Annotated in this window: 14 protein-coding genes and 1 pseudogene; 8 read left to right on the top strand and 7 right to left on the bottom strand. The window is 64.8% G+C overall.

Annotated features, from left to right (window positions below):
• Positions 1-91 precede the first annotated feature (91 nt).
• From B0G73_RS05550 to B0G73_RS05525, 5 genes and pseudogenes are all read right to left on the bottom strand, one after another.
• Entirely contained in the window at positions 92-343 is a 252-nt protein-coding gene (locus tag B0G73_RS05550; protein ID WP_258193189.1) for a hypothetical protein, read from the bottom strand.
• Positions 344-867: 524 nt separating this feature from the next.
• Positions 868-2,136 (bottom strand): isoprenylcysteine carboxylmethyltransferase family protein, encoded by a 1,269-nt coding sequence (locus B0G73_RS05545; RefSeq protein ID WP_106278665.1) that lies wholly within the window; start codon positions 2,134-2,136, stop codon positions 868-870.
• 78 nt (positions 2,137-2,214) lie between these two features.
• Positions 2,215-3,987 (bottom strand): annotated as a pseudogene (locus B0G73_RS41840) (collagen-like triple helix repeat-containing protein).
• A gap of 281 nt (positions 3,988-4,268) precedes the next feature.
• Entirely contained in the window at positions 4,269-5,429 is a 1,161-nt protein-coding gene (locus B0G73_RS05530; protein WP_106279165.1) for an iron-containing alcohol dehydrogenase, read from the bottom strand.
• On the bottom strand, positions 5,429-5,737 hold the full coding sequence (locus B0G73_RS05525; protein WP_106278656.1) for a putative quinol monooxygenase: 309 nt from the start codon (positions 5,735-5,737) through the stop codon (positions 5,429-5,431). The genes B0G73_RS05530 and B0G73_RS05525 overlap by 1 nt, the downstream gene beginning before the upstream one ends.
• A 500-nt stretch (positions 5,738-6,237) precedes the next feature.
• Here B0G73_RS05525 and B0G73_RS05515 point away from each other — a divergent pair, with 500 nt between their 5' ends.
• The 7 genes from B0G73_RS05515 (at position 6,238) to B0G73_RS05485 (ending at position 13,293) form a co-directional block, all read left to right on the top strand.
• Positions 6,238-6,909, top strand: a complete 672-nt coding sequence (locus tag B0G73_RS05515) for an RNA polymerase factor sigma-70 (RefSeq protein WP_106278654.1) — start codon at positions 6,238-6,240, stop codon at positions 6,907-6,909.
• A gap of 128 nt (positions 6,910-7,037) precedes the next feature.
• The gene (locus tag B0G73_RS05510; protein ID WP_106278652.1) at positions 7,038-7,277 is read left to right on the top strand and encodes an MbtH family NRPS accessory protein; all 240 of its coding nucleotides are present in this window, start codon (positions 7,038-7,040) and stop codon (positions 7,275-7,277) included.
• Between the two features lie 86 nt (positions 7,278-7,363).
• Positions 7,364-8,386, top strand: a complete 1,023-nt coding sequence (locus B0G73_RS05505) for a TauD/TfdA family dioxygenase (RefSeq protein ID WP_106278650.1) — start codon at positions 7,364-7,366, stop codon at positions 8,384-8,386.
• Entirely contained in the window at positions 8,383-9,249 is an 867-nt protein-coding gene (locus B0G73_RS05500) for an ABC transporter ATP-binding protein (RefSeq protein ID WP_106278647.1), read from the top strand. Before B0G73_RS05505 ends, B0G73_RS05500 begins: the two co-directional genes overlap by 4 nt.
• Positions 9,246-11,354, top strand: a complete 2,109-nt coding sequence (fhuB, locus tag B0G73_RS05495) for a Fe(3+)-hydroxamate ABC transporter permease FhuB (protein ID WP_106278644.1) — start codon at positions 9,246-9,248, stop codon at positions 11,352-11,354. The genes B0G73_RS05500 and fhuB overlap by 4 nt, the downstream gene beginning before the upstream one ends.
• On the top strand, positions 11,354-12,169 hold the full coding sequence (gene fhuF / locus B0G73_RS05490; protein WP_106278641.1) for a siderophore-iron reductase FhuF: 816 nt from the start codon (positions 11,354-11,356) through the stop codon (positions 12,167-12,169). Before fhuB ends, fhuF begins: the two co-directional genes overlap by 1 nt.
• 26 nt (positions 12,170-12,195) lie before the next feature.
• Positions 12,196-13,293 carry an ABC transporter substrate-binding protein gene (locus B0G73_RS05485; protein WP_258193188.1) on the top strand — a complete coding sequence of 366 codons (1,098 nt, stop codon included), beginning with the start codon at positions 12,196-12,198 and terminating at the stop codon, positions 13,291-13,293.
• Between the two features lie 118 nt (positions 13,294-13,411).
• On the opposite strand, the gene B0G73_RS05480 is transcribed toward B0G73_RS05485, so the two are convergent.
• Both B0G73_RS05480 and B0G73_RS05475 read right to left on the bottom strand, forming a co-directional pair.
• Entirely contained in the window at positions 13,412-13,852 is a 441-nt protein-coding gene (locus B0G73_RS05480) for a YciI family protein (RefSeq protein ID WP_106278639.1), read from the bottom strand.
• A gap of 236 nt (positions 13,853-14,088) precedes the next feature.
• On the bottom strand, positions 14,089-15,855 hold the full coding sequence (locus B0G73_RS05475) for a cyclic peptide export ABC transporter (protein WP_106278637.1): 1,767 nt from the start codon (positions 15,853-15,855) through the stop codon (positions 14,089-14,091).
• A 280-nt stretch (positions 15,856-16,135) separates the two neighbouring features.
• On the opposite strand from B0G73_RS05475, the gene B0G73_RS05470 reads away from it, so the two are divergent.
• Positions 16,136-25,825 (top strand): non-ribosomal peptide synthetase, encoded by a 9,690-nt coding sequence (locus B0G73_RS05470; protein WP_106278636.1) that lies wholly within the window; start codon positions 16,136-16,138, stop codon positions 25,823-25,825.
• Positions 25,826-25,854: the final 29 nt, after the last annotated feature.

Below are 25,854 nucleotides of genomic sequence, written 5' to 3'. Positions count from 1 at the left end.
GGCTATCGCAGCTGAGGGCGAGGAAGACGTGACCCCTGTCAGCCTGCCGCGCATTGTCACTCCACTCAAAGAAACTGGTAGATGTGCCGCGTCACCGCGGCCTCCAAGGCGCCGGAATCTCACCACCAACCCCCTTTTTCTTCGCGCCCTTTTCCGCCTCAAACTTATCCAGATCCCCCAGCAAATGCTGGATCTGCGAAGCTTGCATCTCAGTCAACCGGAATTCGCTCTGTATCCGTTGAAGCCGCCTCCGCCAATAAGCCGGCTGCAACACGGGCTCACCGCGAAACGCGCTCAGCGACGGCACCATCACACGCGCCACGTGCGCGATGTCTTCATCCATTGTCATGCCATAACCCCGATGACCTCACCATTCATTTAGTAGTGGTCCTGTTCTGTTCGTACGTTGCGGGTGGGCTGAATCTATCAGGCAGTGCGTGTCCGATTGCGGCGGCCATCATCCTACAAAGCCGCAATCCCCCGGTCAAGGTTTCCAATTCCCGATGACGCAAGAACGGCCCGACCCAAACGGGCCGTCACGTGGTCTGTTCAATCCGACATGCGCTTGCTGCACTGCATGATCTGCTGTTTCGTCATCGGTTCCCGGCAATCGTGTAGTCGCGATCGACGCCGATGGTGATCCGGCTACAACGATGACCAATGCTGAGAAAGACACGCTAGCCGGGTCGAAAGCCGGCGAATTCGAGCATGGTGTCAGTTATTTGCATCCATGGAAAGGCGACTCGCTTACGGTTGGCCTGCATTGTTTCCAATGACGCTGCTTGCTCGATTGGCGTTGGCCATGAGCAACTGCTGATTGAGCTGGTTGTGGGTATCGGAGCGCAGGCTTTTCCCAGACTTCGCTGCTCAATCAAACACTCGCGACAACCGGGCAAAGACGCCATTTCTTGCAATCCACTCCGCGTACTCCCGGTACTCCGGATCATTCATCAAATGCTTTTCTTCCGTCTTCGCCCGCAAGAAATAAAGCGTGTTCACCGCCAGTAGCGCCGCGCAATGCGTCACCGCTGCTCGCCATCCCAGCGGCTCGATAAACGGCACTGTGACCATCCAGTAAGACATATTCTTCGCGATATAAGCGGGATGCTTGGTGAACCGATAGGGTCCCGAAGTAATGATCCCGCGATTGGTCAGATTCGAAAACCGCAAACCGAACGAGATGGTCGCCAGTGCATAGCACAGCAGCAATGCAACGATGACCGTACCCCACACGACTCGCACAAGCGGCATCGAAATAAGCCAGTTGTCCCAGAACACTGAACCTTCGTAGCGAATGTACTGGTTCGAGATGAGCGACCAGAACGGCTGATAGCAGATCAGCGCCACGAGCCAACCTAACGTCGTCGGCTCTGCGCTGCGCACGTGACTGTCGAGTATGCGCAACGTGCAGAGGTAACCCACAGTGCCGAACATCAAGTCCATCGCAAAGGACAGGTCATACATGAACCGGAATGTCGCGAGCGAAAACGGCGCGTTCAGCGCGGCCGTCAACGACGCGTTGAGGTGATCCGCGTTGGTGGACAGGTAGACGATCATCAGCGGAAGGAAGAATGCCTTCACCATCCATCCCGCCAGCATTTCGCGCACTGGGCGCCAGTTCGCCGGATGCTCGCCGCGAAATAGGAAGCGCGCCCATAGCAGGTACGCGTCGTCGGTTTCGCGTTGATGCCGGTCCATCCACGCAAAGTAGAAGGGCGCCGCGATAAGGACATACGGCGCGAGCGTACCGAGCAGCGACCAGAACGGGTTATAGAAGGCGCCGTGGTACTCGGGCAGCAGCCAGTAAAGCGAGCCGATGCCCGCGTACACCGAGGCCAGCGCCGCGAGGCGCAATTCCACGCGCACGATGCTCAGCGGCCGCAACGCACCGCTCGCGAGGCCGGCGCTCGGGCGCAAATAGACGCGCGCGACGAATAGCTCGTAAGCGGCAATGGTCGCAATGATCGCCAGACAGGCAACGGTGCTTCGCGTCGCGCCATCGAGCGAACTGCTGTCGCGCAGCAACCAGAGCGTGAGCAGTCCGACGGCGATCCCGAGCAGGCCGATCGAAGAAGGTGTCGCCGAGCGCGGCCGCGGGTCATGCACGCGCGCGACGGTATGGAAAGTGGAGTTCATGTCATCCCTCGTCGTCATGACATTGAAGGCGGCCGGGCTATTGATTTTTTGGTGCCCGGCCGCGTGCCTGCGTAACGCTTATTTGCCGGCCGCTGCGACGCCGCCGAGCAGTCCGCCGACCAGGTTCGTCACCGGCGCGAGCGGATTCTTGCTACCGGAGCCGCTGCTGCCCGAGGCGCTGGCCGAGCCGCCAGTCAAACCGCTGATAAGGCCCGTCACCGGATTGCCGGCCATGCCGCCCGACGAACCCCCGGCGCCGACACCGCCTGTGACGCCGGCCGTCAACGACCCGACCACGTTGACGACAGGCGCCAGCGGACCGCCCGTGCCCGACGTCCCGCCAGGCGAACCGAGCTTGCCGAGAAGGCCGGTAAGCGGCGCGAGCAGGCCGGCCGCGCCGCCGGCGCCACCCGTGCCACCCGCTGCGCCGCCCAGCGATCCGAGGTTGCCGATCAGTCCGGTCAACGGCGGAATGGAGGCACCGCTCGAGCCACCTGCGCCGCCCAGTCCGCCGAGCGGCCCGAGCAGACCCGTGATCGGCGCGAGCGGATTGGTGGTCGCGCCGGTGAACAGTCCGCCCGTGCCCGTCACGGATTTGCCCAACTGGCTCACGACGCCGCCGACGTCCTTGCCGACCTGATCGCCGGTGGCGCCCGACACTTTGATGCCGGCCGCGTTGAGTCCGTTGCCGAGCGTGCCGAGCAGATTGTTGAGCGGCGCGCCGAGACCTGTCGCGTTGCCGAGCGTCTGCGTCGTGTTGGAGACGGTAGTGGTGATCGGGTTGATCGACGAACTGAGCTGCGTTTCGATCTGCTGGACTGGCGCACTGGTGAGCGCGGTATTCAGTCCCGAGCCCACTGCGTTGACGCCGCTGCCCACACCGCCGACGACGCTGCCCAGCGTCGACGTCACCGGGGAAAGCGGTTTCAACGGGCCGCTGCCGAGACTGTTCACTACGCCGCCCAGCGCGGTCACGGCGGCACCGGTATCGGCGACGACACCGGAAGTCGAAGTCAGCGTCGGGCCGAGCGGATTGGCCGTGCTGCCGACCGTGCCGAGGCCAGTGGCGGTGCCGTTGCCCAGCACCTTCACGCCGTTGCCGAGATCGGTGATGGCGTTGCCGAGGTTTTAGGTCGTTGCGCCGTTGACGCCGGGCACCGAGGTGCCGGTGATCTTGGTGCCGGTATCGGCGGCTGTCGTGCCGACGGCTGTGATGAGATTGCTGGCCTGAGTGATGATGTTGCCGATCGGGGTGGAAGAGGTGCCCGACGTACCAGAGGTGCCCGAAGTACCAGAGGTGCCCGATGTACCAGAGGTGCCCGATGTACCAGAGGTGCCCGATGTACCAGAGGTGCCCGATGTACCAGAGGTGCCCGAAGTGCCGGAAGTACCCGAAGTGCCGGAAGTACCCGAAGTGCCGGAAGTACCCGAAGTACCCGAAGTGCCCGAAGTGCCCGAAGTGCCCGAAGTGCCCGAAGTGCCCGAAGTGCCGGAAGTGCCGGAAGTGCCGGAAGTGCCGGAAGTGCCGGAAGTGCCGGAAGTGCCGGAAGTGCCCGAAGTGCCCGAAGTGCCGGAAGTGCCGGAAGTGCCCGAAGTGCCCGAAGTGCCGGAAGTGCCGGAAGTCCCCGAAGTACCGGAAGTCCCCGAAGTCCCAGAAGTCCCAGAAGTCCCAGAAGTCCCAGAAGTCCCAGAAGTCCCAGAAGTCCCAGAAGTCCCCGCCCCCGACGTGCCGCCCAAACCGCCCCCGCCAAGCCCGGGACTTGGCGTGTTGAGCGTTGATCCGCATCCATACAGCGCGAGTAATGTAGACGCCGCCACCGCGATGGCTGTCCGACCAGCAAATTTCTTCATGATGTCCCCGTTGAACGACTATTGACGGGGACACTGCTGCAAGTTACACGCCAAATGCTGGTTATTGCTCGATCACGCGCTCAAAGCAAAGGTATATCCAAAAAATCAAACAAAATAAGAATTTATCCCGACAAAATCGTGGTTTGACGTCTCGACTCAGATCCGTGTTCCGCGAGCGTGCTACGTAACGCGAGCGGCCGCCGTAACGATACGAAGCACGCCGTAATCCATCAAAGCAGCACCTTCGCATCGAAACGGCCGGCCGATGCCGCAAACCCGCATCAAAACGCGGCCGTATAAATCGCCAGCGCATCGGCCTCCGTCACCGGTCGCGGATTATTCACCAGCAACCGCGTCTGCAACATGGCATCGCTCGCCATCCGCTCCAGCCCGCCTTGCTCGATGCCGACGTCGCGCAGACGCGCGGGAATCGCCGTCGCGGCAATCATATGTTCGAGCCGTTCAATCAGCGCCTGCGTTTTGCTCTCGTCGCTGCCCGTAACGCCGGGCACCACTACCTCTGCGAGTTCCGCGTACAACGGCGCCGCCGCTTCCGCATTGAACCGCAACACATGCGGCAGCACGAGCGCGTTTGAGAGACCATGCGGCACGTGATAAATGCCGCCGATCGGGTACGCGAGCGCATGGACCGCGGCGACCGGCGAATTCGCAAACGCCTGACCCGCGAAGGTGGCGCCCAGCAACATCGCCTCACGCGCCTCGCGGTTGCCGCCGTTCTCGCAAGCGGGCAGCAGGTTGCGCGACAACAGGTCGAGCGCCTTCACCGCAAGCAGGTCGGAAACCGGATTCTTCAGATGCGCGGACGTGTACGCCTCGATGGCATGCACCATCGCATCAACGCCGGTCGCCGCGGTCGCTGCAACGGGCAGGCCAAGCGTGAGTTCGGCATCGAGAATCGCCAGATCCGCGATCAGCTGCGGCGCGACCACGCCCATCTTCTTCGCTTCGCCCACCGTCACGATCGACACGGCCGTGACTTCGGAACCGGTGCCTGCGGTGGTCGGCATCTGCACGAGCGGCAGACGCGCGACCGTGATCTTGTTGACGCCGTACATCTCGCTGAGCGCCTGCTGTTGCTGCGGCGCGAGCACGGCGATCAGCTTGGCCACATCCATCGACGAACCGCCGCCGAGCCCCAGCACGATTTCCGCACCGGCGGTCTGGGCCCGCGATGTCGCTTCGAGCACGATGTGCTCGGGCGGATCGGCGATCACGTCGTTGATCACGGTGGCGTCCCAGCCATGCGCCGCGAGATCGGCGAGCGCCGGATTCAACAACCCGCTAGTGTGCAGAAAACCATCGGTGACGACGCACACACGCGACAGCCCCGGAAATTGCGCGCGCAACAAAGCGCCGAGGCGGCGCGCGGCACCGAACTCGACGACGAGCGTCGGCACCGTTTGAAACCGGAACGGGTTCATCATGGCGCGTCTCCGGACACTAAATGGCTCTCGACTTCGCGCCGGTCGAGCAGCGGAATGATGGTGCCGAAGCCGAGTCGCTGGAAATGCTCGGTTTCGCGATGATCGGCGAGCCCGTCGGCGTCGCTGTACTTCTCGAGAATCACGAAGTGGTCGGGCTCCAGCGGCGAGCGGAAGAATTCGTAGTAAAGGTTCTTGGGCTCTTTCCGGGTTGCGGCGGCGAGTTCCGTAAGCGGCTTCACGATCGCGTCGCCATTACCGGGCTTGGCGAAAAAATGCGCGATCACCTGCAGGTAAGCATGGGCCATCAGTCACTCCAACAGGGTGAGTACATCGACGTTGCAACGTTCAGGATGCGGATTCCACGACTCGCTGTCGCGGGGTCGAGGCCACGACGGCGCCGTCCTTCATGGGCGCAGACATCAGTTGTACCAGATTCGGATCGCCTTGCTCCAGTGCGTCGACGCTGCGGGGAAATGTGTAGCGTTCCGTCGCGAAGACTTCGATGCATGCGGAGTGTGCCAGGCGTGGGAGCGCAAGAGAGCCCGACGCGATGGCTGGGGACCAGGGCACGTGTTTCCGCTGTCGCGCAGGTGTCTCGATCCGCGCGCTTCGTCGCCAATGATACGGATGCCTACATAATTTCCCGCCCGCTAGCCGAGCCGTCAAACGGCCGATGACCGTTATGCATCTGGAATGCATCAGACAAAGCTATTGGAAATTGTAAGGTTATTCTAAATCTTGATTGAGAATGATTCGCGTTTACGTTAGATTGGCGCTCCATCCTTTGAGACAGCGGAGCGAATCTATGGCTGAGGTGCTCGTTCGGCGAGAGCCTTCAACAGCGATGCCGATATTGGTTCTCAACGCCGCAGGCGCCTGTCCACCGGTTTCGCGGCGCCCTCGCAATCACGCGCGCGCGGTCGATGGGAAGAAGGGCACACTGCTTGACGTGTTGATCGACAACCGGCCGATGCTCGTCAATCTGGCGCGCGGCTTCGTGGGTTGCGCGAGTCTCGCGGAAGATGTGGTGCACGACGTCTTCATCAAGCTGGTCGACTTTCACGATCAGGACGCCGTGCGTCAGCCGGTCGCCTACGTCACGCGCATGGTGCGCAACGCGTCGATCGACGCCTTCCGCCGCCAGAGCCTCGAAAACACCTATCACGCCGACGAAGACGACGGCCTGCACGTGCCATCGCCGGAACCTTCGCCGGAGGCGGCGCTGCTCGTGCGCGACACGCTGCGGCACGTCTACAACGCGCTGGAGCAACTGCCGCCGCGCAGCCGCGCCGCCTTCGAAATGGTGCGCCTGCGCGAGGAAACGCTGCAAAACACCGCGCGCGCCCTCGACGTCTCGCAGACGCTGGTGCATTTCATGGTGCGCGACGCCGAGAAGCATTGCGTCGATTGCCTCGACGCCTGCAATCGCGGCGTGGCCGGCCCCGCGTTCTGTAGCGGCCGCTCGCGCCGGCGGTAAAAAAGCGCGCGCATCAAACGTCAACTGATTAGAAGCGGTGCGTGAGCGAATGCCCGCGCCGCAATGCCGGGACATGCCAGTGGGCGGTCCCAGCGCTTCCTGACCTTTCATCGACTGAGCCTTTCATCATGACGCAAGCACAGCAGACTTCCAGCGCCGCAGCCGGCGAGGCGGACGACCTCGTCTACACCGTCGTCATCAACGACGAAGAGCAGTACTCGATCTGGCCGACGTTCCGCGACGTGCCGGCCGGCTGGCGCGAAGTGGGCGTGCGCGGCCAGAAGGCCGAATGCCTCGCGCACATCGAGGCCGTGTGGACCGACATGCGTCCAGCCAGCTTGCGCAGACACATGGACGCAACGGCCTGAAGAACGTGACGGCCTAAGCACGCGCAGTGCCATTGAGTGGGTCGGCTATGTGCCAACCGCCCCGCTTCAGCAAAAGGATTCAGAGTATGACCATGCTTTCCATGCCGCTGCCCACGCTCGCCGATTTATCGATCGAGCCGGGCTTGCCGACTGTCGTCTCGCCGCGCGCGGGCGCCGAGATGTCTTTGGAGGAAGCGGCGCCGCTTCTACGTTCGATCGTAGACGACACGCTCGAGCGCGCGGGCGGCGTGCTGTTCACGGGGTTTCGCGTGGCCTCGATCGACGCGTTTCAAAGTTTCGCGGGTTCGTTCGGGCATCCGCTGATCGGTTATGAGTTCGCTTCGACGCCGCGCAGCCAGGTGGAAGGCGCGGTCTATACCTCGACGGAATATCCGCCGCATCGCTCGATTCCTTTGCATAACGAGCAGTCGTACACGCGCGAATGGCCGCTGCGTATCTGGTTCCATTGCGCGCTTGCCGCGCGCAGCGGTGGCGCGACGCCGATCGCCGATAGCCGCGCGATCTATCGTGCGCTCGATCCGGCGCTGGTCGAGCGCTTTGCGAAACGTAAACTGCTCTACGTACGCAACTTCGGGCAAGGGCTCGATCTGCCGTGGGAGCAGGCGTTCGGTTCGGACGACCCGCGCACCGTCGAGCAGATTTGCCGTGCGCGCGGCATCGAATGCGAATGGCGCGACAGCGAAGACGGCGAACTGCTGCTGCGAACGCGCGAGCGCTGCCAGGCGGTGGCGCGCCATCCGCGCACCGGCGAGCGTGTCTGGTTCAATCAGGCGAATCTGTTCCATCTTTCGTCGCTCGACGAAGACATGCAGGAGGCGTTGATCGATTCGGTCGGCCTCGACAACGTACCGCGCAACGTCTATTACGGCGACGGCGAACCGCTCGAAGCCGACGCGCTCGCGGAAATTCGCGGCGTGCTCGATCAGCAACGGATCGTGTTCCCGTGGCTAACCGGCGACGTGCTGATGCTCGACAACATGCTGACGGCGCACGCACGCGATCCGTTCGAAGGCCCGCGCAAAGTCGTGGTCGCGATGGCGCGAAGCTACAGCGAAGCCGAAGGCGAAAAGCGGACGGCCGCGCAATGACGAAATCGCAGGGCGCGGCGCTTGCAGCGCATTCGCTGACGGTCGGCTACCGCGATCACGTCGTGCTCCACGGTCTGAATCTGAACATCGCGGCCGGCCGCGTCACGGCGTTGTGCGGACCGAACGGCTGCGGCAAAAGCACGCTGCTGCGCACGCTTGCCGGCTTGCAACCGGCATTGTCCGGCAGCGTCGATGTGAACGGTGTGCCGCTCGCTTCGCACCGGCGCCGCGTGTTGGCGCGCACGCTCACCATGCTCGCGCAGTTCAATCAGATCCCCTTCGGCCTCACCGTGCGCGAGCTGGTCGCGTATGGCCGCTACGCGCACGGCGGCTGGCTGCGCGGACTCTCGCGCGCCGACCACGCGGCGATCGACGAAGCGCTCGTGACCAGCGGTCTCGCCGACGACGCCGCACGCGACGTTGCCGCGCTCTCGGGCGGCGAACGGCAACGCGCGTGGATCGCAATGGCGCTCGCGCAACAGGCGCCGATCGTGCTGCTCGACGAACCGACCACGTATCTCGACATCCATCATCAACTGGATATTCTGCGTGAATTGCGGCGCCTGAATCGCGAGCGCGGCCTGACGATCGTGTGGGTGCTGCACGATCTGAATCAGGCGGCGGCCTACAGCGACGAGATCGTGTTGATGCGCGCCGGCCGCATCGTCGCACAAGGCTCGCCTGATGCAATGCTCGACCCGCGTCACTTGAACGAGACCTTCGGCGTGCCGATGCTCAAGATCGCGCACCCGCAAACGGGCGCGCCGATGTGCGTGCCGGCCTACGAAGGCGACTTCATGGGCAACCAAGCCGACGCCGCTTCCCTCCGCGAGGAAGCGATGAGCAAGGACGTCGCCGCATGACGACGCTTGCCGCACGCAAACGCCTGCGCCATAGCACGCCAGCGACCGACAGCTATCGCGCGCCTGTCAGAAGCCGCGTCACGACAATCGGCGCAGCACTCGTCGCGTTGATCGTCATCGTGGCGGTGATGCGGCTTGCGCCCGGTTTCCGCACATGGCTGGCCGCGCCCACGGGCAGCGATGCCGCGCAACTTGCCGGCATTCTGCTGTTCGACCTGAGCGTGCCGCGCATTCTGGCGGCCCTCGTGGCAGGCGGCTGCCTCGCGGTGGCCGGCACCCTGTTTCAATCGCTCACGCGCAATCCTTTGGCTTCGCCCGATCTGCTCGGCATCACCGGCGGCGCGCAACTCGGCTTGCTTGCCGCGATGCTGGTGCCGTCGCTCGCGGGCGTGGCGTCCGTGCCGCTGCTGTTCGTGTGCGGTCTGGGCGCGGCCGCGTGCGTGGCCGCGGCGGCCGGCGGCTGGCGCTCCACGCCGTTGCGGCTCGTGCTCGCCGGCAGCGTCTGCATGCTGCTGTTCTCCGCGCTGACCACGCTGATTCTCGCGTTCTTCGAGCAGAGCATCGTCGGCGTGTCGTTGTGGGCGAGCGGCAGTCTTTATCAACCCGGCGCTGCGGGGCTCAAGATCGCCGCGTCCTGGCTCGTGCTGCCGCTGATCGCGTTGCCCTTCGTGATTCGCCCACTCGATCCGCTCGCCCTGGGTGACGACGCCGCAGCGGCAGCCGGCGTTCGCGTGGATGCCACCCGGCTCGCGGCGATGGTGGTCGCGGTGGGCTTCGCGAGCGTCGCGGTCAGCGTTGCCGGACCGCTTTCGTATGTCGGCCTGATCGCGCCGAACCTGTTGCGTCAGATGCGTGGCGCGAAAGCGTCGCGGCTGGCGGCGCTCGTGCCCTTGTCCGCGCTGGTCGGCGGCGCGCTGGTGCTCGTCACCGATAGCGCCGTGCAGGCGCTCGACCTCGACGCGACGCTTTCGACCGGTGTGGCGATTGCCTTCGTCGGCACGCCGTTGATGCTCGCGATGATCCGCAGCGGCGCCGCGTGGTCGGGCGCGTTGCACGCCGGTCAGGAGCGCGCGGTCGCGCGGGCGGGCACGCGCTTCGTGCGCGCGATCGACGCGTGGCCGTGGCTGCTGACAGCATGCGTGCTGGTGCTGCTCGGCGTCGTGCTCGTCTGTGCGGGCGCATCGTTCGGTCCCACGACCGTCGGTGTGCAGCGCTGGCTCGCAGCGTTCGATCACCGCGACGACCTCGCGCGGATGCTGCTCGACCTGCGCTTGCCGCGCCTCATCTGCGCATTGCTCGCGGGCGCGCTGCTCGCCGCGAGCGGGGTGCTGATGCAAAGCATCGTGCGCAATCCGCTTGCCGGACCGGAGGTTCTCGGCGTGACGCAGGGCGCGGGCCTCGCGACGCTCGCCGCGCTCGTGATGTGGCCGCTTGCCGCCCATTCGACGCTGGCCGCCGCTTCGCTCGCGGGTGGCGGCCTCACGCTGGCCCTGACGCTGTTGCTGAATCGCCGGCATCGCTATGCGCCGCTCGCGGTCGCGCTGACGGGCATCGTCATCGGCACGCTGTGGACGACGCTGTCGCAATGGCTCATCACGCAGCAAAGCGTGCAGCCCGCGCGCTTCGTCGTGTGGCTGGTGGGCGGCACGTACGGGCGCAGTTGGGGCGAAGTGACGACGTTGCTGCCGTGGTGCGTGCTGGCCGTGCCGGTGTTCGCACTGCTCGCGCGGCCGCTAGATCTGCTTGCATTGGGCGACGACCAGGCCGCCTCACTGGGCTTGCCGATCGGCGTGTTGCGTCCGCTGGTGCTGACCGTGGCGATGCTTGCCACCTGCGCCGCCGTGGCCGCGGTGGGACCGGTGGGCTTTATCGGCTTGATGGCGCCGCATCTGGCGTCCATGCTCGGCGCGCGGGCTCATCGCACGCGCTTGTGGCTCGCGGCGGCGTGCGGGGCGCTGGTGCTGGTCGTGGCCGATATCGCGGCGCGCACGCTGCTGGCGCCGCGCGAAATTCCCGCCGGCGTGCTGACTGCGCTGATCGGCGCGCCTTATCTGCTTGCGCTGCTGATCGTGGAGGCTCGGCGCGAGAAGCGGGGCAAACGGTGATGCGGCAACGCGACGACGATGAGCGCGCGCAGTGCTTCGCGCAGTTTGCGCCGGAGTCGATCGCGCATTATCTCGAGCATGTGTGGCTCGGCACGCCGAACGCGATCGAGGAAGCCGCACTCGCCGGCGACGCAACCGCGTCGCTGAGCGTGATTCGCGTCAGCGAGTTGGCCGGGCATCGCGCTGAATTGCTCGATGCAATGGTCACGCTCTACGGCGGCGAGCGCGAAACGCATGCACGTGCGTTGTTGTCGCAATGGACCAAGTACTACTTCGGTTTCGCGGCGACGGCAGGATTCGTTGCGGCAGCGTTGCTGCGCCGGCCGCTCGCGATGTCGCCGGATAAAACGCATGTCGTGCTGCGCGACGGTCTTCCCATCGCCGCGTATTTCGCGCCCGACGCATTGCAGCCGGTTGAGTGCGATCCGGCACGCCGTTTTGCGCCGCTGGTCGAACATCTGGATTCGGTGATCGAGACGCTGTGCGCAATGACAAAAATTGCGCCGCGCGTGTTGTGGAGCAACGCCGGCAATCTGCTGGACTACCTGTTCGAACAATGCGCGCCGCAGTTCGATCTGACGAGCGACATCGCGTGGCTCTTCGGTCCGATCGCTGCCGATGGCGAGACTAATCCGCTGCGTCTGCCCGTGCGACCGGCAAAACCGCGCGCCGCGAGTTTGCCGAATCCGTTCAGCGCACGGCGCGTGTGCTGCGTACGTTATGAAATTCCTGGAGAGACGCAATTGTGTGGACGCTGCCCCCTGCTACTGACGATGAGCGATGCGGAAATCGCATTGCAGGCCGCTTCGCATTGACAGTGATTAAGTTAAGGACGCCCTCAATGCCGAGGTCGCGCCGCGAGAAGAAAGCTCGGCGTTTCAGGCAGCTTTGCACGCATGCGGTGATCGCGGCCACCTTGTTTTCCACCGCGTATGCATTTGCACAAGGTAGCAGCGGCGCAGCGGCCGCTGCGAGTGCAAGCAGCCCGACTCACCCAAACACCGCACAAGCGCAGCAGCAAACCTGCAAGCCGCTCGCCGACAACCCGATCGTCTCGCAAGCCAGCCCGTCATTGCCTGCAAAGCCGAAGCGCATCGTCGTCCTCGAGTTCATGTTCGCCGAGGACCTGGCAGCCGTCGGTATCACGCCGGTCGGCATGGCCGATCCCGAGTATTACCCGGTGTGGATCGGTTATGACAATGCGCGTCTTGCGTCGGTGCCCGATATCGGCACGCGTCAGGAGCCGAGTCTCGAGGCGATTGCGGCGGTCAAGCCCGATCTGATCCTCGGCGTCGGATTGCGCCATGCGCCGATTTTTGCGGCGTTAGAGCGCATTGCGCCGACCGTGCTGTTCAAATACGGTCCGAACTTCACCGAAGACGGCTCGCGCGTCACGCAACTCGATTGGAGCCGCAAGATTCTGCGTACCATCGGCTGTCTGACGGGACGCGAGGAGGCGGCGCGCGCCGTCGAAGCCAGGGTCGATGCAGGATTCGCCCGCGACGCGCGGCGCCTCGCCGAAGCGGGCCGTCGCGGCGAACAGGTAGCGTGGTTGCAGGAACTGGGCTTGCCGGACCGCTACTGGGCGTTCACCGGCAACAGCACGGCAGCGGGTGTCGCGCATGCGCTCGGGCTCGACTTGTGGCCCGCTGAGGCGACGCGCGAAGGCACCGCGTATGTGAGTTCGGAAGATCTATTGAAGAAGCCGAAGCTGACCGTGCTGTTCGTCAGTGCGACGGAAACGCAGGTCCCGCTCGCCACGAAACTCGATTCGCCGATCTGGCGTTTCGTGCCGGCTCGCAGCGCGGGACGCGTCGGGCTTGTCGAGCGGAATATCTGGGGTTTTGGTGGACCGATGTCGGCGCTGCGGCTCGCCGATACGATGACAGATACGTTGCTGTCGTTGCCGGCGCCGGGTGTCAGGAAGCAGGAGCGCTAATTCGACGACGAGCCGGTTCGTGCAGAGGCCAGGCGTGGGAATCCAGCCAGCCTCCAACACGGTCCTGCGACTCCGTCCGGTAGTCGGTCCGCAATCCAATCGGCTCGGACACGAATCATCAACGGCGCTGTTTACCTTGATTGGATTCGATCTGCTGTCGCAGCCGCGCCTCGCTTTCCTGAAGTTCAGGCGTGAACGCATCTCCAAAGTCCGCAGCCTCGTAGAAGGGACGAATTTCGATTTCCGAGGCGCTCGGCATCGGGTTCGGGCAGCGGCGCACCCATTCGATTGCTTCTTCCATGGACTGCACTTGCCAGATCCAGAAGCCGGCAACCAACTCCTTGGTTTCGGCGAACGGACCGTCAACGACGCTTCGATCCTTGCCGGAAAACTTCACCCGCACGCCCTTCGAACTGGGCTTCAGACCGTCGCAATCGACGAGGATGCCGGCCTTGACCAGTTCATCGTTGAATCGGCCCATCGCCGCGAACTCTTCCTTGCTGGGCAGTTGCCCCGTTTCGGATTCGGGGGTTGCCTTGACCATGACCATCACGCGCATTTCGTTTCTCCTGTCAGAAAGGTGGGTCACCTGTTTCGTCGGAAGACATGCATTCGGTGACTTCAACACTACGACGATCGAATCCACAAGGATTCGACAGGCCAATGACATGAAGGTACAAAAAAATGCGTAGAGCAAGCCGCGAAGGTGGGCGATGCGTCCCTATTCGTTACGCGAGATGCGTAAGTCCGCTGAGCGCCAGACCACCAGGGCCTGGCGAGCCATCCTTCAGATCATCACCCCATCGTACCGTTGGCCACCGCCGGGTTTTGCACCGCTTGTGCCGAACCATGCGTCTCGCTGACGATACTGCCGTTCTCCAGCTTCAACACACGGTCCGCAAGATGGAAGTAGCGGTCGTCGTGGCTGATCACCAGCACGGTCTTGCCGCGCGAGCGCAACTCCGGCAGCAGTTGCTCGTAGAACACCGCTTTGAACTGCGGGTCCTGATCGGCGGCCCATTCGTCGAACAGATAGAACGGCCGGTCTTCCAGATACGCGACGACCAGCGCGAGGCGTTTGCGCTGACCGGTAGAGAGCGCCCGCGTGGAGAACGCGCCGTTCACAACCTGCACCTTGTGATCGAGCGCGAGCTTCGCGACCAGGGCGTTGGCGCGGGCATCCGCCTGCGCGCGTGAGGCATCGTTCGGATCGACGATGCCAAGCAGCGCGTCGAACAGATGGAAATCGTTGAACACCGCCGTAAAGCGCTGACGATACGCGGCGCGCTCAGCAAAGCCGACCCGCTTGCCGTCCAGTTCGATCGTGCCGTCTTCGGGTTCGTAGAGACCGGTCAGCACTTTCGCGAGCGTCGTCTTGCCACTGCCGTTGCCGCCGACGATGAACACCAGCTCACCCGGCCTGAAGGTCAGATTGACCGGCCCGACCCGGAACATCCGCTCGTCGCGCTCATGAAAGTACGAGTGCGTGACGTTGCTGAGCGTGAGCGTGCGATACGGCGCGTGCGAAGCATTTTCGTCGGGCGGCGGCGAGGTGCGCAGCGCGCCGAATTCGCCCATCACTTTTTCGATGCGATCGAGCGAGACGCGCGCCGCATTCAAAGTCGGTACGTTGTTGAGCAGGCCGTCCAGCGGCAGCAGCATGAAAAGGAACACCACCACGTAGCCCGATGCCGACGGTGCATCGGCGTGCACGCCGAGTGCCGGCCAGAATGCCGCGACGCCCAGGAACACATAGAACAGGAACACGATCCAGCCGACCCCGACCGCATACGCGCTGAACGCGCGACGCCGGTGATCTCGCACTTCGTCGATGGCCGAGCCGAGCTGGCCGTCCACGAATTGACGCGAACGCGCCTGATGCAGCTTGAGTTCCTTCGCGCCGGTGAAGAGCGCGCCGAGATAGCCGAACAGTTTGTCCTGCGAGCGGCCCGCGGCTTCGAGCGAGGCGATCGCGCGCTTGTCGCCGGCGTGATAGCCGAACGAGCCGACCAGGATCGCGGCGACCGCAAGCAGGCAAACCGGCCACGACAGCCACGCCAGATAACCGAGGCAGCCGAACACGATCGAGCCGTGCATCACCAGATTGGGCAATGCGAAGAACAGCATCGACACGTTGGTGGCGTCGTCGGTCAGCACGGATTGCACGGGCGCCGCGCCGATCCGTTCGACATCGCGCAACTCGGCCTCGGCGACGCGCCGCGCGACATGCTCACGCAACTGCGCCATCGTGTCCTGCGAGAGGCGCGCGAACAGCACGCCGGTGATCACGCGCGTGACGAGCGCGACGACCGCGCACACCGCGAAACGCATGGCGAGCGACATATCGGCGGCGCCTGTTTGCGACAGCGCGCGGCTCAAGGTCGCCACGAGCAGCACGCTCGCGATGCCATTCAGCACGCAGGCGGTCAGCGCGATCGCGAAGGCACCGCGAGAGCGTTTGAGCAGCGCCACGATCAGGCGCATGGCGGGCTTGCCCGCGGAGTGGGAGGGAGGTGAAGCAGACGAGGGTGGCGCGTCGTAGCGCTCGTTGGCAGCGGTCATCGGCAATGTGTCGCAGTGGGTCGCAATGGATCGGTGAAGGGCGGCGCATGCGGGCGTGCGGCCATCCAGCGGGGCGCAAAGACACGCCCCTCGCCTGATAGACGAATGGGCGAAGCAAACATTTACCGCGCGCGTTCATCTGCCACATCAAAAAGATGCAGTCCAAATAAAAACAGCACAGGCGGTAAAGATTTGCGATTGCGGATCGTCACACCAATGAAGCGGCCCATTGCGGCCTGCGACTTGGCCTATACGGTCAGTTCTAACGGATTTCATGCCCATGACGAGCTTCCCGATTGCGTTGCACCACCAGATCCGCGCGCTGGCGCGCATCGATCCCGATGCGCCCGCGCTGGCGTCCTTTACGCCGCATATCGTGCGGCTGACGCGCGGCGAACTGGATAACCGCGCGGCGCGCCTTGCCGCGCAACTGCGCGCGGCGGGTGTGACGACTGAAGTGCGCGTGGGTGTGTGCGTCGCGCGGTCGTGCGATCTGTTCGTCGCGTTGCTCGCTGTATTGAAGGCGGGCGGCGTATTCGTCGCGCTCGATCCGCGTCATCCGGCGGCGCGCCTCGATTGGGTCGCGCAGGACGCGGGGCTCATGCACGGTATCGTCGACGGTTCCGCCGACGCGGCGATGCGCGCGCGTTTCGCGCAATGCTTCGACGTCGCAAGCGCTGCTGCGACAGATGCGGCAGCACCGCGTTTCGATGGCGATGAAGAAGAAGCGCCGGTGCATCCGCGCGCGGCGGCCTACATGATCTATACATCGGGTTCGACGGGCACGCCGAAAGCCGTGGCCGTCGAACATGGACCGCTCGCCGCGCACGGCGAAGCGCTGGCCGACTCGTTGCCGATCGGTGCAAATGACCGCGTGCTGCATTTCGCGTCGGTCAATTTCGACGTGTCAATCGAGGCATGGTTAGTACCGCTAGCCGTCGGCGGCAGCGTGGTGATCAGCGATCCGCCGCCGTTCGCGCCGGAAACCACGCATGCGTTCATGCTGCGTGAAGGCATCACCAATACGACACTGCCGCCCGCTTATGTGCGCGAGTTCGCGAACGTTTGCGAACGCCTCGGCGTGCCGCCTTCGCTGCGCACACTGCTGTTCGGTGGCGAGGCAATGTCACAAGACAGTTTCGACGAGATACGCCGTGTGTTTCCTGCGGTGCGTCTGGTCAACGGCTACGGGCCGACCGAAGCGGTGATTTCGCCGATGCTGTGGCCCGTCGATCCCGGCATGACACCGGCACTCGAAGATGGCAATGGCTTTGCGTCGCTGCCGATCGGTTGGCCGATTGGGCGGCGCGTGGCGCGCATCGACGGCGCGGCGCAACAGGGTGAAAGCGGTGAGTTGTTGCTGGGCGGCGTGTGTCTCGCGCGTGGCTACCATGGTCGCGCGGCACTCACCGCTGAACGTTTTCTGCCGGACCCGAGCGGCGAACCGGGCGCGCGGATCTACCGCACCGGCGACCTCGCGCGTGAACGCGCGGACGGCTCGTTCGACTATCTCGGCCGCATCGACGATCAGGTTCAGGTGCGCGGCGTGCGCGTCGAACCGGGCGAGATTGCGGCTTGTCTGCTGACGCATCCGGCAGTGGCCGATGCGGGTGTGCTCGCCGAGACGGCTGGCGGCCGAACGCAACTGATCGCCTGCGTCGTGCTGCAAGACGAACTCGACGATGCCGCGCTGCAAGCGCATCTCGCCGCGCATCTGCCGCAGGCGTGGATGCCGCATCGTTTGGTGCGCTTCGAGCGCCTGCCGTACACATTGAACGGCAAGCTCGATCGCGCGGCATTGCGTGACTTCATTGCCACGATGCCGGCCGTTGTCGATGTGAATCACGTCGCGCCTCGAACCGCTACGGAAGCGCGGCTCGCCGCGCTTTGGCAAACCTTGCTGAGCGACCCGGCGCCGATCGGTTGCGGCGACCGCTTCTTCGCACGCGGCGGCGATTCGCTTGCGGCAATGCAATTGCAGGCGGCGATCCGTATCGAGTGGCGCGTGAATCTGCGGCTCGACGCGTTGTTCGACGATCAACCGCTCGAAGCACTGGCGCGTTTGATCGACGACAGCGAGACCGAAACGTCGGTGGGTTCGGATGCCATCACCGTGGTGCAGACCACGGGCGCGCCGTTCGTCGACCGTGCCGCCTCGTTCGCGCAGCAGCGCTTCTGGGTGCTCGCTCAAACGCAGGACGCCGGCGCGGCATATCACGTCGCCGTGCAATGGGACGTGCAGGGCGTGCTGGAGATCGGCACGCTGCAGCGCGCGCTCGATTGTCTGATCGCGCGTCATCAGGCGTGGCGAACCACGCTGGTCGAGTCCGACGACGGTATCGTCGTACAGCGCATTCATGCACGCTTGCCGGTGCCGGTCGCGCAAATCGATTTGCGCGTTTGCGGCGAGGCCGAACGCACGTCGCGATTGGTGGAGTTGACCGAACAGCAAGTGGGCGCGGCTTTCGATCTGTCTAAAGGTCCACTCGTGCGGGCCGCGCTCGTCACGCTCACCGACAACACGCAGCGTTTCCTGCTGACCACGCATCATTCGATCAGCGACGGCTGGAGTTCACGCTGCGCTTTCGACGAACTGCGAGCCGCCTACGCGGCGTTCGCAACGGGAAGCGAGCCGCAATTGCCCGCGTTGTCTGTCCAATACGCCGACTACGCGCAATGGCAACGCGACTGGCTCGCAGCCGGCGAAGGCGAACGGCAACTAGCGTACTGGCGCGACGCATTGCGCGATGCACCCAAAGCGCTAGCCTTGCCGCTCGACAGGCCACGCTCGCCGGAACACGACTATCGCGGTGGCCGTGTCGCGCTGCGTTTGCCCGTCGCGCTTTCCGAGGCCGTGCGCGAAACGGCGCGACGCGCGCAGGCATCGCCGTTCACTGTGCTGCTCGCGGCCTTCGACGCCTGGCTTTACCGGTTGACCGGCACGACCGATATAGTCGTGGCCGCGCCGATCGCGCATCGGCAACGCGCGGAGACCGCGCCGTTGGTCGGTCTTTTCCTCAACACGCTTGCGCTGCGCGCGCGTGTCGCGCCGGATCAATCGTTCGCCGCGCTGCTCGACAGCGTGCGCCATTCCGCATTCGACGCGTTCGCGCATCAGGATGTGCCGTTCGATCAGGTGCTCGACGCGGTCAAGCCGCCGGTGCGGCGCGGCGACGCGTGGCTCACGGTGAAGTTCGCGCAGCAGTTCGATCTGGAACTGTCGGCTGAATTGCCGGGCGCTTCCGTGCGCATGTCGCCGGGTCTGGACCTTGCCGCCCGCTTCGACTACGCGCTCGATTTCACCGACGATCCGCGCGGCATCGAACTGGTCGTCGCCTATGCGCTCGACGGTATCGAGGAAGCGACCGCCCGCGCGTGGCTGCACAGCTATGCCGCGCTCGTCGCCGATGCCGTGCGCGATCCGCAGCGTGCGATTGCCGAACTGGATTGCGCGGATGGCGCTGACTATCGCGCCGCGCGGCGTGGTCGTGAATTCCAGCCGGCGGCTGACAACGTGATTGCGTTGTTCGCGCGGCATGCACGTGAAACGCCGGATCGCGTGGCGCTTGTGGATGCCGAGACGCAACTCACGTACGCCGAAGCCGATGCTGCGTCCGACCGTATCGCATCTGCTCTGCGCCAACGTGGGGTTGGCGTGGAGCAGCCGGTGGCCGTCTGTATCGAGCGGTCGGTGCGCTTTGCGGTTGCGCTGATCGGTGTGATGAAGTCCGGTGCTTACGTCGTGCCGCTCGATCCTGCCGCGCCGCGTGAGCGTCTGACTGCTTCCGTCGAGGCGTGCGGCGCGCGATGGATTCTCGCAGCGGCGCTAGCGCAAGCTGAGACGCCAGTAGGCGCAGCGACCGCGCTCGACTTCGATACGCTCACCCAAGCTTCATCGCCAGCAAGTGTGGACGACACGATCGCGCACACGTCACCGCTAGCGAACCAGGCTGCCTACCTGATCTTCACCTCCGGCTCGACCGGCACGCCGAAAGGCGTCGTCATCTCGCACGGCGCACTGGCCGACTACGTCGAAGGCATGCTCGACGAACTCGCATTCGTCGCCGACGCATCCATGGCAATGATCTCCACCGTCGCCGCCGACCTCGGCCACACGACGCTATTCGGCGCGCTCTGTTCGGGCCGCACGCTGCATCTATTGCCCGCGCAATGCGCATTCGATCCCGATCGATTCGCCCACGAAATGCGCACGCGCCATGTCGGCATTCTGAAGATCGTGCCGAGCCACCTGCATGCATTGCTCGACGCGCAACATCCGGCCGACGTGCTGCCCGCGCATGCGCTGGTGACGGGCGGCGAAACGCTGCCGTGGTCGCTGGTCGAGCGGATCGCGGCACTGAAGCCGGCCTGCCGCGTAATCAATCACTATGGACCGACCGAAGCGACGGTAGGCGCATTGACGTGCGACACGTCCGCGCCGGCGCAAGCCGCGTTGCACGCGCTGAGCGCGCGCAACGCACAAGCGGTGCCGCTTGGTCTGCCGCTGCCGAACGCATACGCTTGCGTGCTCGACAGCCTCGGCGCGAGCGTACCGCCGGGCGCGATCGGCGAGTTGTATCTAGGCGGACCGGGTTTGGCGCGCGGTTATCTGAATCGCGCCGCGGCGACCGCTGAGCGTTTCGTGCCGAATCCGTTCGCGCCGGGCGAGCGTCTCTATCGAACGGGTGATCGCGTGAGGTTGCGCGCCGATCGCCGGCTGGATTTTCTGGGCCGCCTCGACGATCAGGTCAAGATTCGCGGCTACCGCGTCGAGCCTGGCGAAGTCAGTGCGGCACTACGCGCGCTCGACGGCATCGCTCAAGCTGAAACGCTTGCCGTGGAGCATGAGGGGCGTTTGCGTCTGGCATCATTCGTCGCCTTGACGAGTGGTGCCCGTTTCGACGAAGCCGCATTGCGCGCAGCGTTGAGCGCGCGCTTGCCGGACTACATGGTGCCGGCCGTGTTGCAGCATGTCGCCGCACTGCCAGTAACCGCGAACGGCAAGGTGGATCGTGCGGCATTGCGGGCCCTGGCGGCTGCCCCGGCGCCGTCGGTGGCCGCGGGCGATGCGCCGCGAAACGCAACGGAAGAAGCGCTCGCCGCAGTGTGGAAGGATGTACTCAAAGCCGAGCGCGTGGGCCGTGACGACAACTTCTTCGAGTTGGGCGGCGATTCAATTCTGGTGTTGCAGGTGATCGCCCGTTCGCGCAAGCGCGGTGTGCGCTTCACACCGAAACAACTGTTCGATGCGCCAACGTTAGCGCAACTCGCACGTGTTGCAACGATAGTGGATGTCACCGCGCAGGCTGCGCCGGGTGTGTCGAAGTCACCGGCCGCACCCGCAAAACGCGAGCTCTCCGCTACGCTCACGCCCGCGCAACTGCGTTTCTTCGCGCTGGATATTCCGCGGCGTGGTCACTGGAATCAGTCCATCGAACTCGATACGCAGGCACCGTTCGACTTCGACGCTTTTGCGCGGGCATTCGAAACGCTGCTGACGCATCATGAGATTTTCCGTCAGCGTTTCACGCCTGTCGGCACCCAAGGCGAATGGCGTCTCGAACTGGCCGAGCGCGCATTCGAAACACTGCCGCTTGCCGCGAGTTCCGCATGCGACGAAGCCGACGCGCTAGCCCAATTCGACGCCTTGCAGAGCACGCTCGATCTGACGCATGGTCCACTCGTCTGCGCGCTGGCCGCGCTGCTGCCAGACGGGACGACTAAGCTCTATCTTGCGATCCACCACCTCATTGTGGACGGCGTGACGTGGCGTGTGTTGCTCGACGACCTGGATGCCGCCTATCGCGCCGCTTGCGAGCGTCGCAGCGTGCGTCTCGCGTCGACGGGGACGAGTGCGCAGGAATGGGCGGCACGGCTCGCACGTGCAGCGCTCGACATTACTAACTCGCCGTTTGCCGCCGAACTGCCGTATTGGGCCGCGCTCGCCGCGCCCTACGACGATCTGCCGCTCGACCGTCCGCAAGCGAGGGCGACCAACGCCGACGCACAATCCGTGATCCAGACCATCAACGCCGATCTGACGCGCGCCGCATTGACGGAAGCGAATGCCGCATACCGCACGCAGATGATCGAGTTGCTGATCGCGGCGCTGGCGCAGTCGCTCGACATGCCCGTGTGCCGTATCGAACTCGAAGGCCACGGCCGAGAGGCTTTGTTCGACGATGTCGATGTGAGCCGCACACCGGGCTGGCTCACGAGTCACTATCCGGTGCAGTTCACGCTTGAAAGCACGCCGGCGGCCACGCTCGGCGCGGTCAAGGACACGCTGCGCGCGGTGCCGAACAAAGGTCTCGGTTTCGGCGTGCTGCGCCACTACGGCGACCCGGCCACGCGCGCGACGCTTGCCGCCGTGCCGCGTCCGCATGTGACCTTCAACTATCTCGGCCAGTTCGACGCGCCGCGCGAAGCGGCGCTCGCGCCGCGTTTCGGCGGCGCGGGCCGCGAACGCGATCCGGCGGGACCGATCGGCAATGCGTTGGCGATTCACGCCTATATCGACGGCGACGCCACGCGCACGCTCAAAATCCATTGGGTCTACGGTGCAACGCAATTCGAGCGCGCTACCGTGGAAGCCATTGCGCAGCGCTTTGAAAGCGCGCTCGCGGCATTGACAGCGGCATGCGCGGCGCGTCTCGCGCAACGCGGCGGCGGCGCAACGCCCGGCGACTATCCGCTCGCACGCGCGGGGGGCTTGACGCAGGCCGCGTTGGAACGCGTGCCGCTCGACTTGCGCAGCGTCGACGATATCTATCCGCTTTCGCCGATGCAGCACGGCATTCTGTTCCACTCGCTGTTCGCGCCCGAGCAATCCACCTATGTGAATCAACTGGTCGCGACCTTGATCGAGCCGGACGTGGTGCGTCTGCGCACTGCATTCGAAGCCGCCGTGCCGCGCCACGACATTCTGCGCACCAGCTTCACGCCGGACGAAGCGACGCCGATGCAGATCGTGCATCGACAGGCGCGTATGCCGGTGGAGATTCTCGATTGGCGCGAGCGCGGTGCGCAAGCGCATGATGCATTCGAAAGCTGGCTCAGCGCCGACCGTGCGCGCGGTTTCGATCTGACGTCGCCGCCGCTGATGCGTGTCGCGCTGATCCGCATGACGGACGACGCTTGGCGTCTCGTCTGGACACGTCACCATTTGCTGCTCGACGGCTGGAGCACGGCGCGTTTCTTCGCCGACGTGCTGCGCGACTATATCGAGCCGCCGCGTCCGCAACCCTTTGCGGCGCCCGCCAAAACGCGCTATCGCGACTTCATCGCGTGGCTGGCCGCACGCGACGCCGACAGCGAGCGCGCCTTCTGGCTGCAGCGTCTCGCGTTGCTCGACGAACCGACGCGGGTTGCCGGGCGCGAGTCCGCGAGCGGCCGCGAGCCGCGGCATCTCACGCGGCGGGAAACGATCGACGCAGCGACCACAGCGCGCCTCACCGACACCGCGCGCCGTCTGAAGGTCACGGTCAACACGATGGTGCAGGGCGCGTGGGCACTCGCGCTGCAACGGATGACGCATCACACGGCCGTCGCGTTCGGCGCGACCGTCGCCGGCCGTCCAGATGCGTTGCCGGACGTCGATACCGTGCTGGGGCTTTTTATCAACACGCTGCCGGTGATTACCGCGCCGTTGCCGCAACGCCGGGCATCGGCATGGCTGCACGATTTGCAGCGCGACAACGCCGCAGCCGCGGAGCATGCGCATACGCCGCTCTATGAAATCCAGCAATGGGCGGGACAGGGTGGCGGCGCGCTCTTCGACACCTTGGTGGTGTTCGAAAACTATCCCGTGGATGAACCCTGGCAAGGACGCGACGAGCGCGCGCTCAAACTGCGTGAATTGCGCAATATCGAAGCAACCGACTTCGCGCTCACGCTGTTGATCGAAGCGGGCGCGACGCTTACGATCGACTACGGTTACGACGCCGCGCAACTCGACGAAACGCGTGTCGCCGCGTTGCATCGCGCATTTGCCGCGTGCCTCGCGGGCTTGATCGCCCATCCGGATGCGCCGCTCGGCACGATTTCGATTTCCACCGCCGGCGATCTGGCCGCGCTGGCGCGTTTCAATTCGACCGCGCAAGTGTGGCCGGACACACAGCAGCAGGCGCTGCATCGCCAGTTCGAACAGAAGGCATTGGCGTTGCCCGACGCGATTGCGCTTGAATATGTCGACGCGCAAGGGCGCACGCAGCAAATGACCTACGGCGAACTCGATGCGAGCGCCGATCGCGTCGCCGCCTCGCTCGTCGAAGCCGGCGTGCGTGCGGACACAGCGGTGGCGCTTTGCGTCGAGCGTTCGTTCGAGATGGTCGTGGCGCTGATCGGCGTGCTCAAAGCGGGCGCCGCGTATCTGCCAATCGATCCGGACTATCCGGCGGACCGCATCGCCTATCTGCTCGATGACGCGAAGCCCGCTGTCGTGCTGACGCAGCCGCATCTGCTGGAAGGTGTCATGGCGGCGGTTGGCGATAACGGCGTGAAGATCCTCACCGTCGACGCACTGCGCGGCGCCGACTTCACGCTCAGCGCTCCTGTGCCAGTCGCGCCCGATCAACTTGCCTACCTGATCTACACGTCCGGTTCCACAGGCAAGCCCAAGGGCGCGGGCAATACGCATCGCGCGCTGGCGAACCGCATTGCCTGGATGCAGGACGCGTATCGCCTCGACGCCAACGACGTCGTGTTGCACAAGACGCCGTTCGGTTTCGACGTGTCGGTATGGGAGTTCGTGTGGCCGCTCGCCATCGGCGCGAAGCTCGCCATCGCGGCGCCCGGCGACCATCGCGATCCGGCGCGCCTCGTCGCGGCCATCGAAACACATCGCGTCACGACGCTGCATTTCGTGCCGTCGATGCTCGCGGCCTTTGTCGCTCATCTGGAAGACTTTCATGCGGCGGCGCGCTGCGCGAGCATCGAGCGAATCGTCGCCAGCGGCGAAGCGCTCGCGCCGGAACTGGTGGCGCGGGTCGCCAAACAATTGCCGCACGCGCGGCTCTATAACCTCTACGGCCCGACGGAAGCCGCCATCGACGTTTCGCATTGGACGTGCGAGGCGCGCGATGCCGACGCGGCGTCCGTGCCGATCGGTCATCCGATTGCCAACCTGCAATTGCACGTGCTCGACGCGGCGTTGCAACCGCTGCCGCAAGGCGCGATCGGCGAACTGTACCTGGGCGGCGTGGGGCTGGCGCGCGGCTACCTCGGCCGCGCCGCACTGACGGCGGAACGCTTCGTTCCCGATCCGTTCTCGCACGGCGCGCGGCTCTATCGAACCGGCGACCTTGCGCGTCGCCGCGCGGACGGCGCGCTCGACTATCTCGGCCGCCTGGATACGCAGGTGAAATTGCGTGGTCAACGGATCGAGCCCGGTGAAATCGAAGCGTTGCTGCGTGCGGCGCCGGGCGTGCACGACGCGGTGGTGATCGTGCGTGACGAGCAACTGATCGGCTACGTGGCGTGCGGCGCGGACAACGCACTCGATACGCAGGCGCTGCTCGACGATTTGCGTGCGCGACTGCCGTCGTACATGGTGCCTTCGTATCTGATCGCGATGGACGCGCTGCCGGTCACGCCGAACGGCAAGTGCGACCGTCACGCATTGCCGGCTCCTGTGCGTGGGACCGCCTCAGAAAGCGCTGTCTGCGTGGCCGCCACGGAGACGGAGCGTGAACTCGCCGAGATCTGGAAGCGGGTGCTGCGCGTCGACACGATTGGCCGCGACGATGACTTCTTCGCGCTGGGCGGCCACTCGCTGCTCGCAACGCAAGCCAACGCTCAGGCGAATCTGCACTGGACGCTGATCCTGCCGCTACGCACCCTGTTCGACGAGCGCACCTTGCAGCGCTGCGCCGCCGCGATCGACCGCGCGCTCGCCGAGCGAGACGCGCACGGCGCAGGCGATACCGCGAGCGCGATCGATGCGCTCCTCGACGAATTCGAACTGCAATGAGCCAACACGTCGGCCCGTACTGAGACCAC

Origin of the sequence: Paraburkholderia sp. BL25I1N1, from assembly GCF_003002025.1 — a bacterium.
GTDB lineage: Bacteria > Pseudomonadota > Gammaproteobacteria > Burkholderiales > Burkholderiaceae > Paraburkholderia.
The sequence above is the reverse complement of the archived record's forward strand: the minus strand, read 5'-3'. Positions and strand labels throughout refer to the sequence as shown.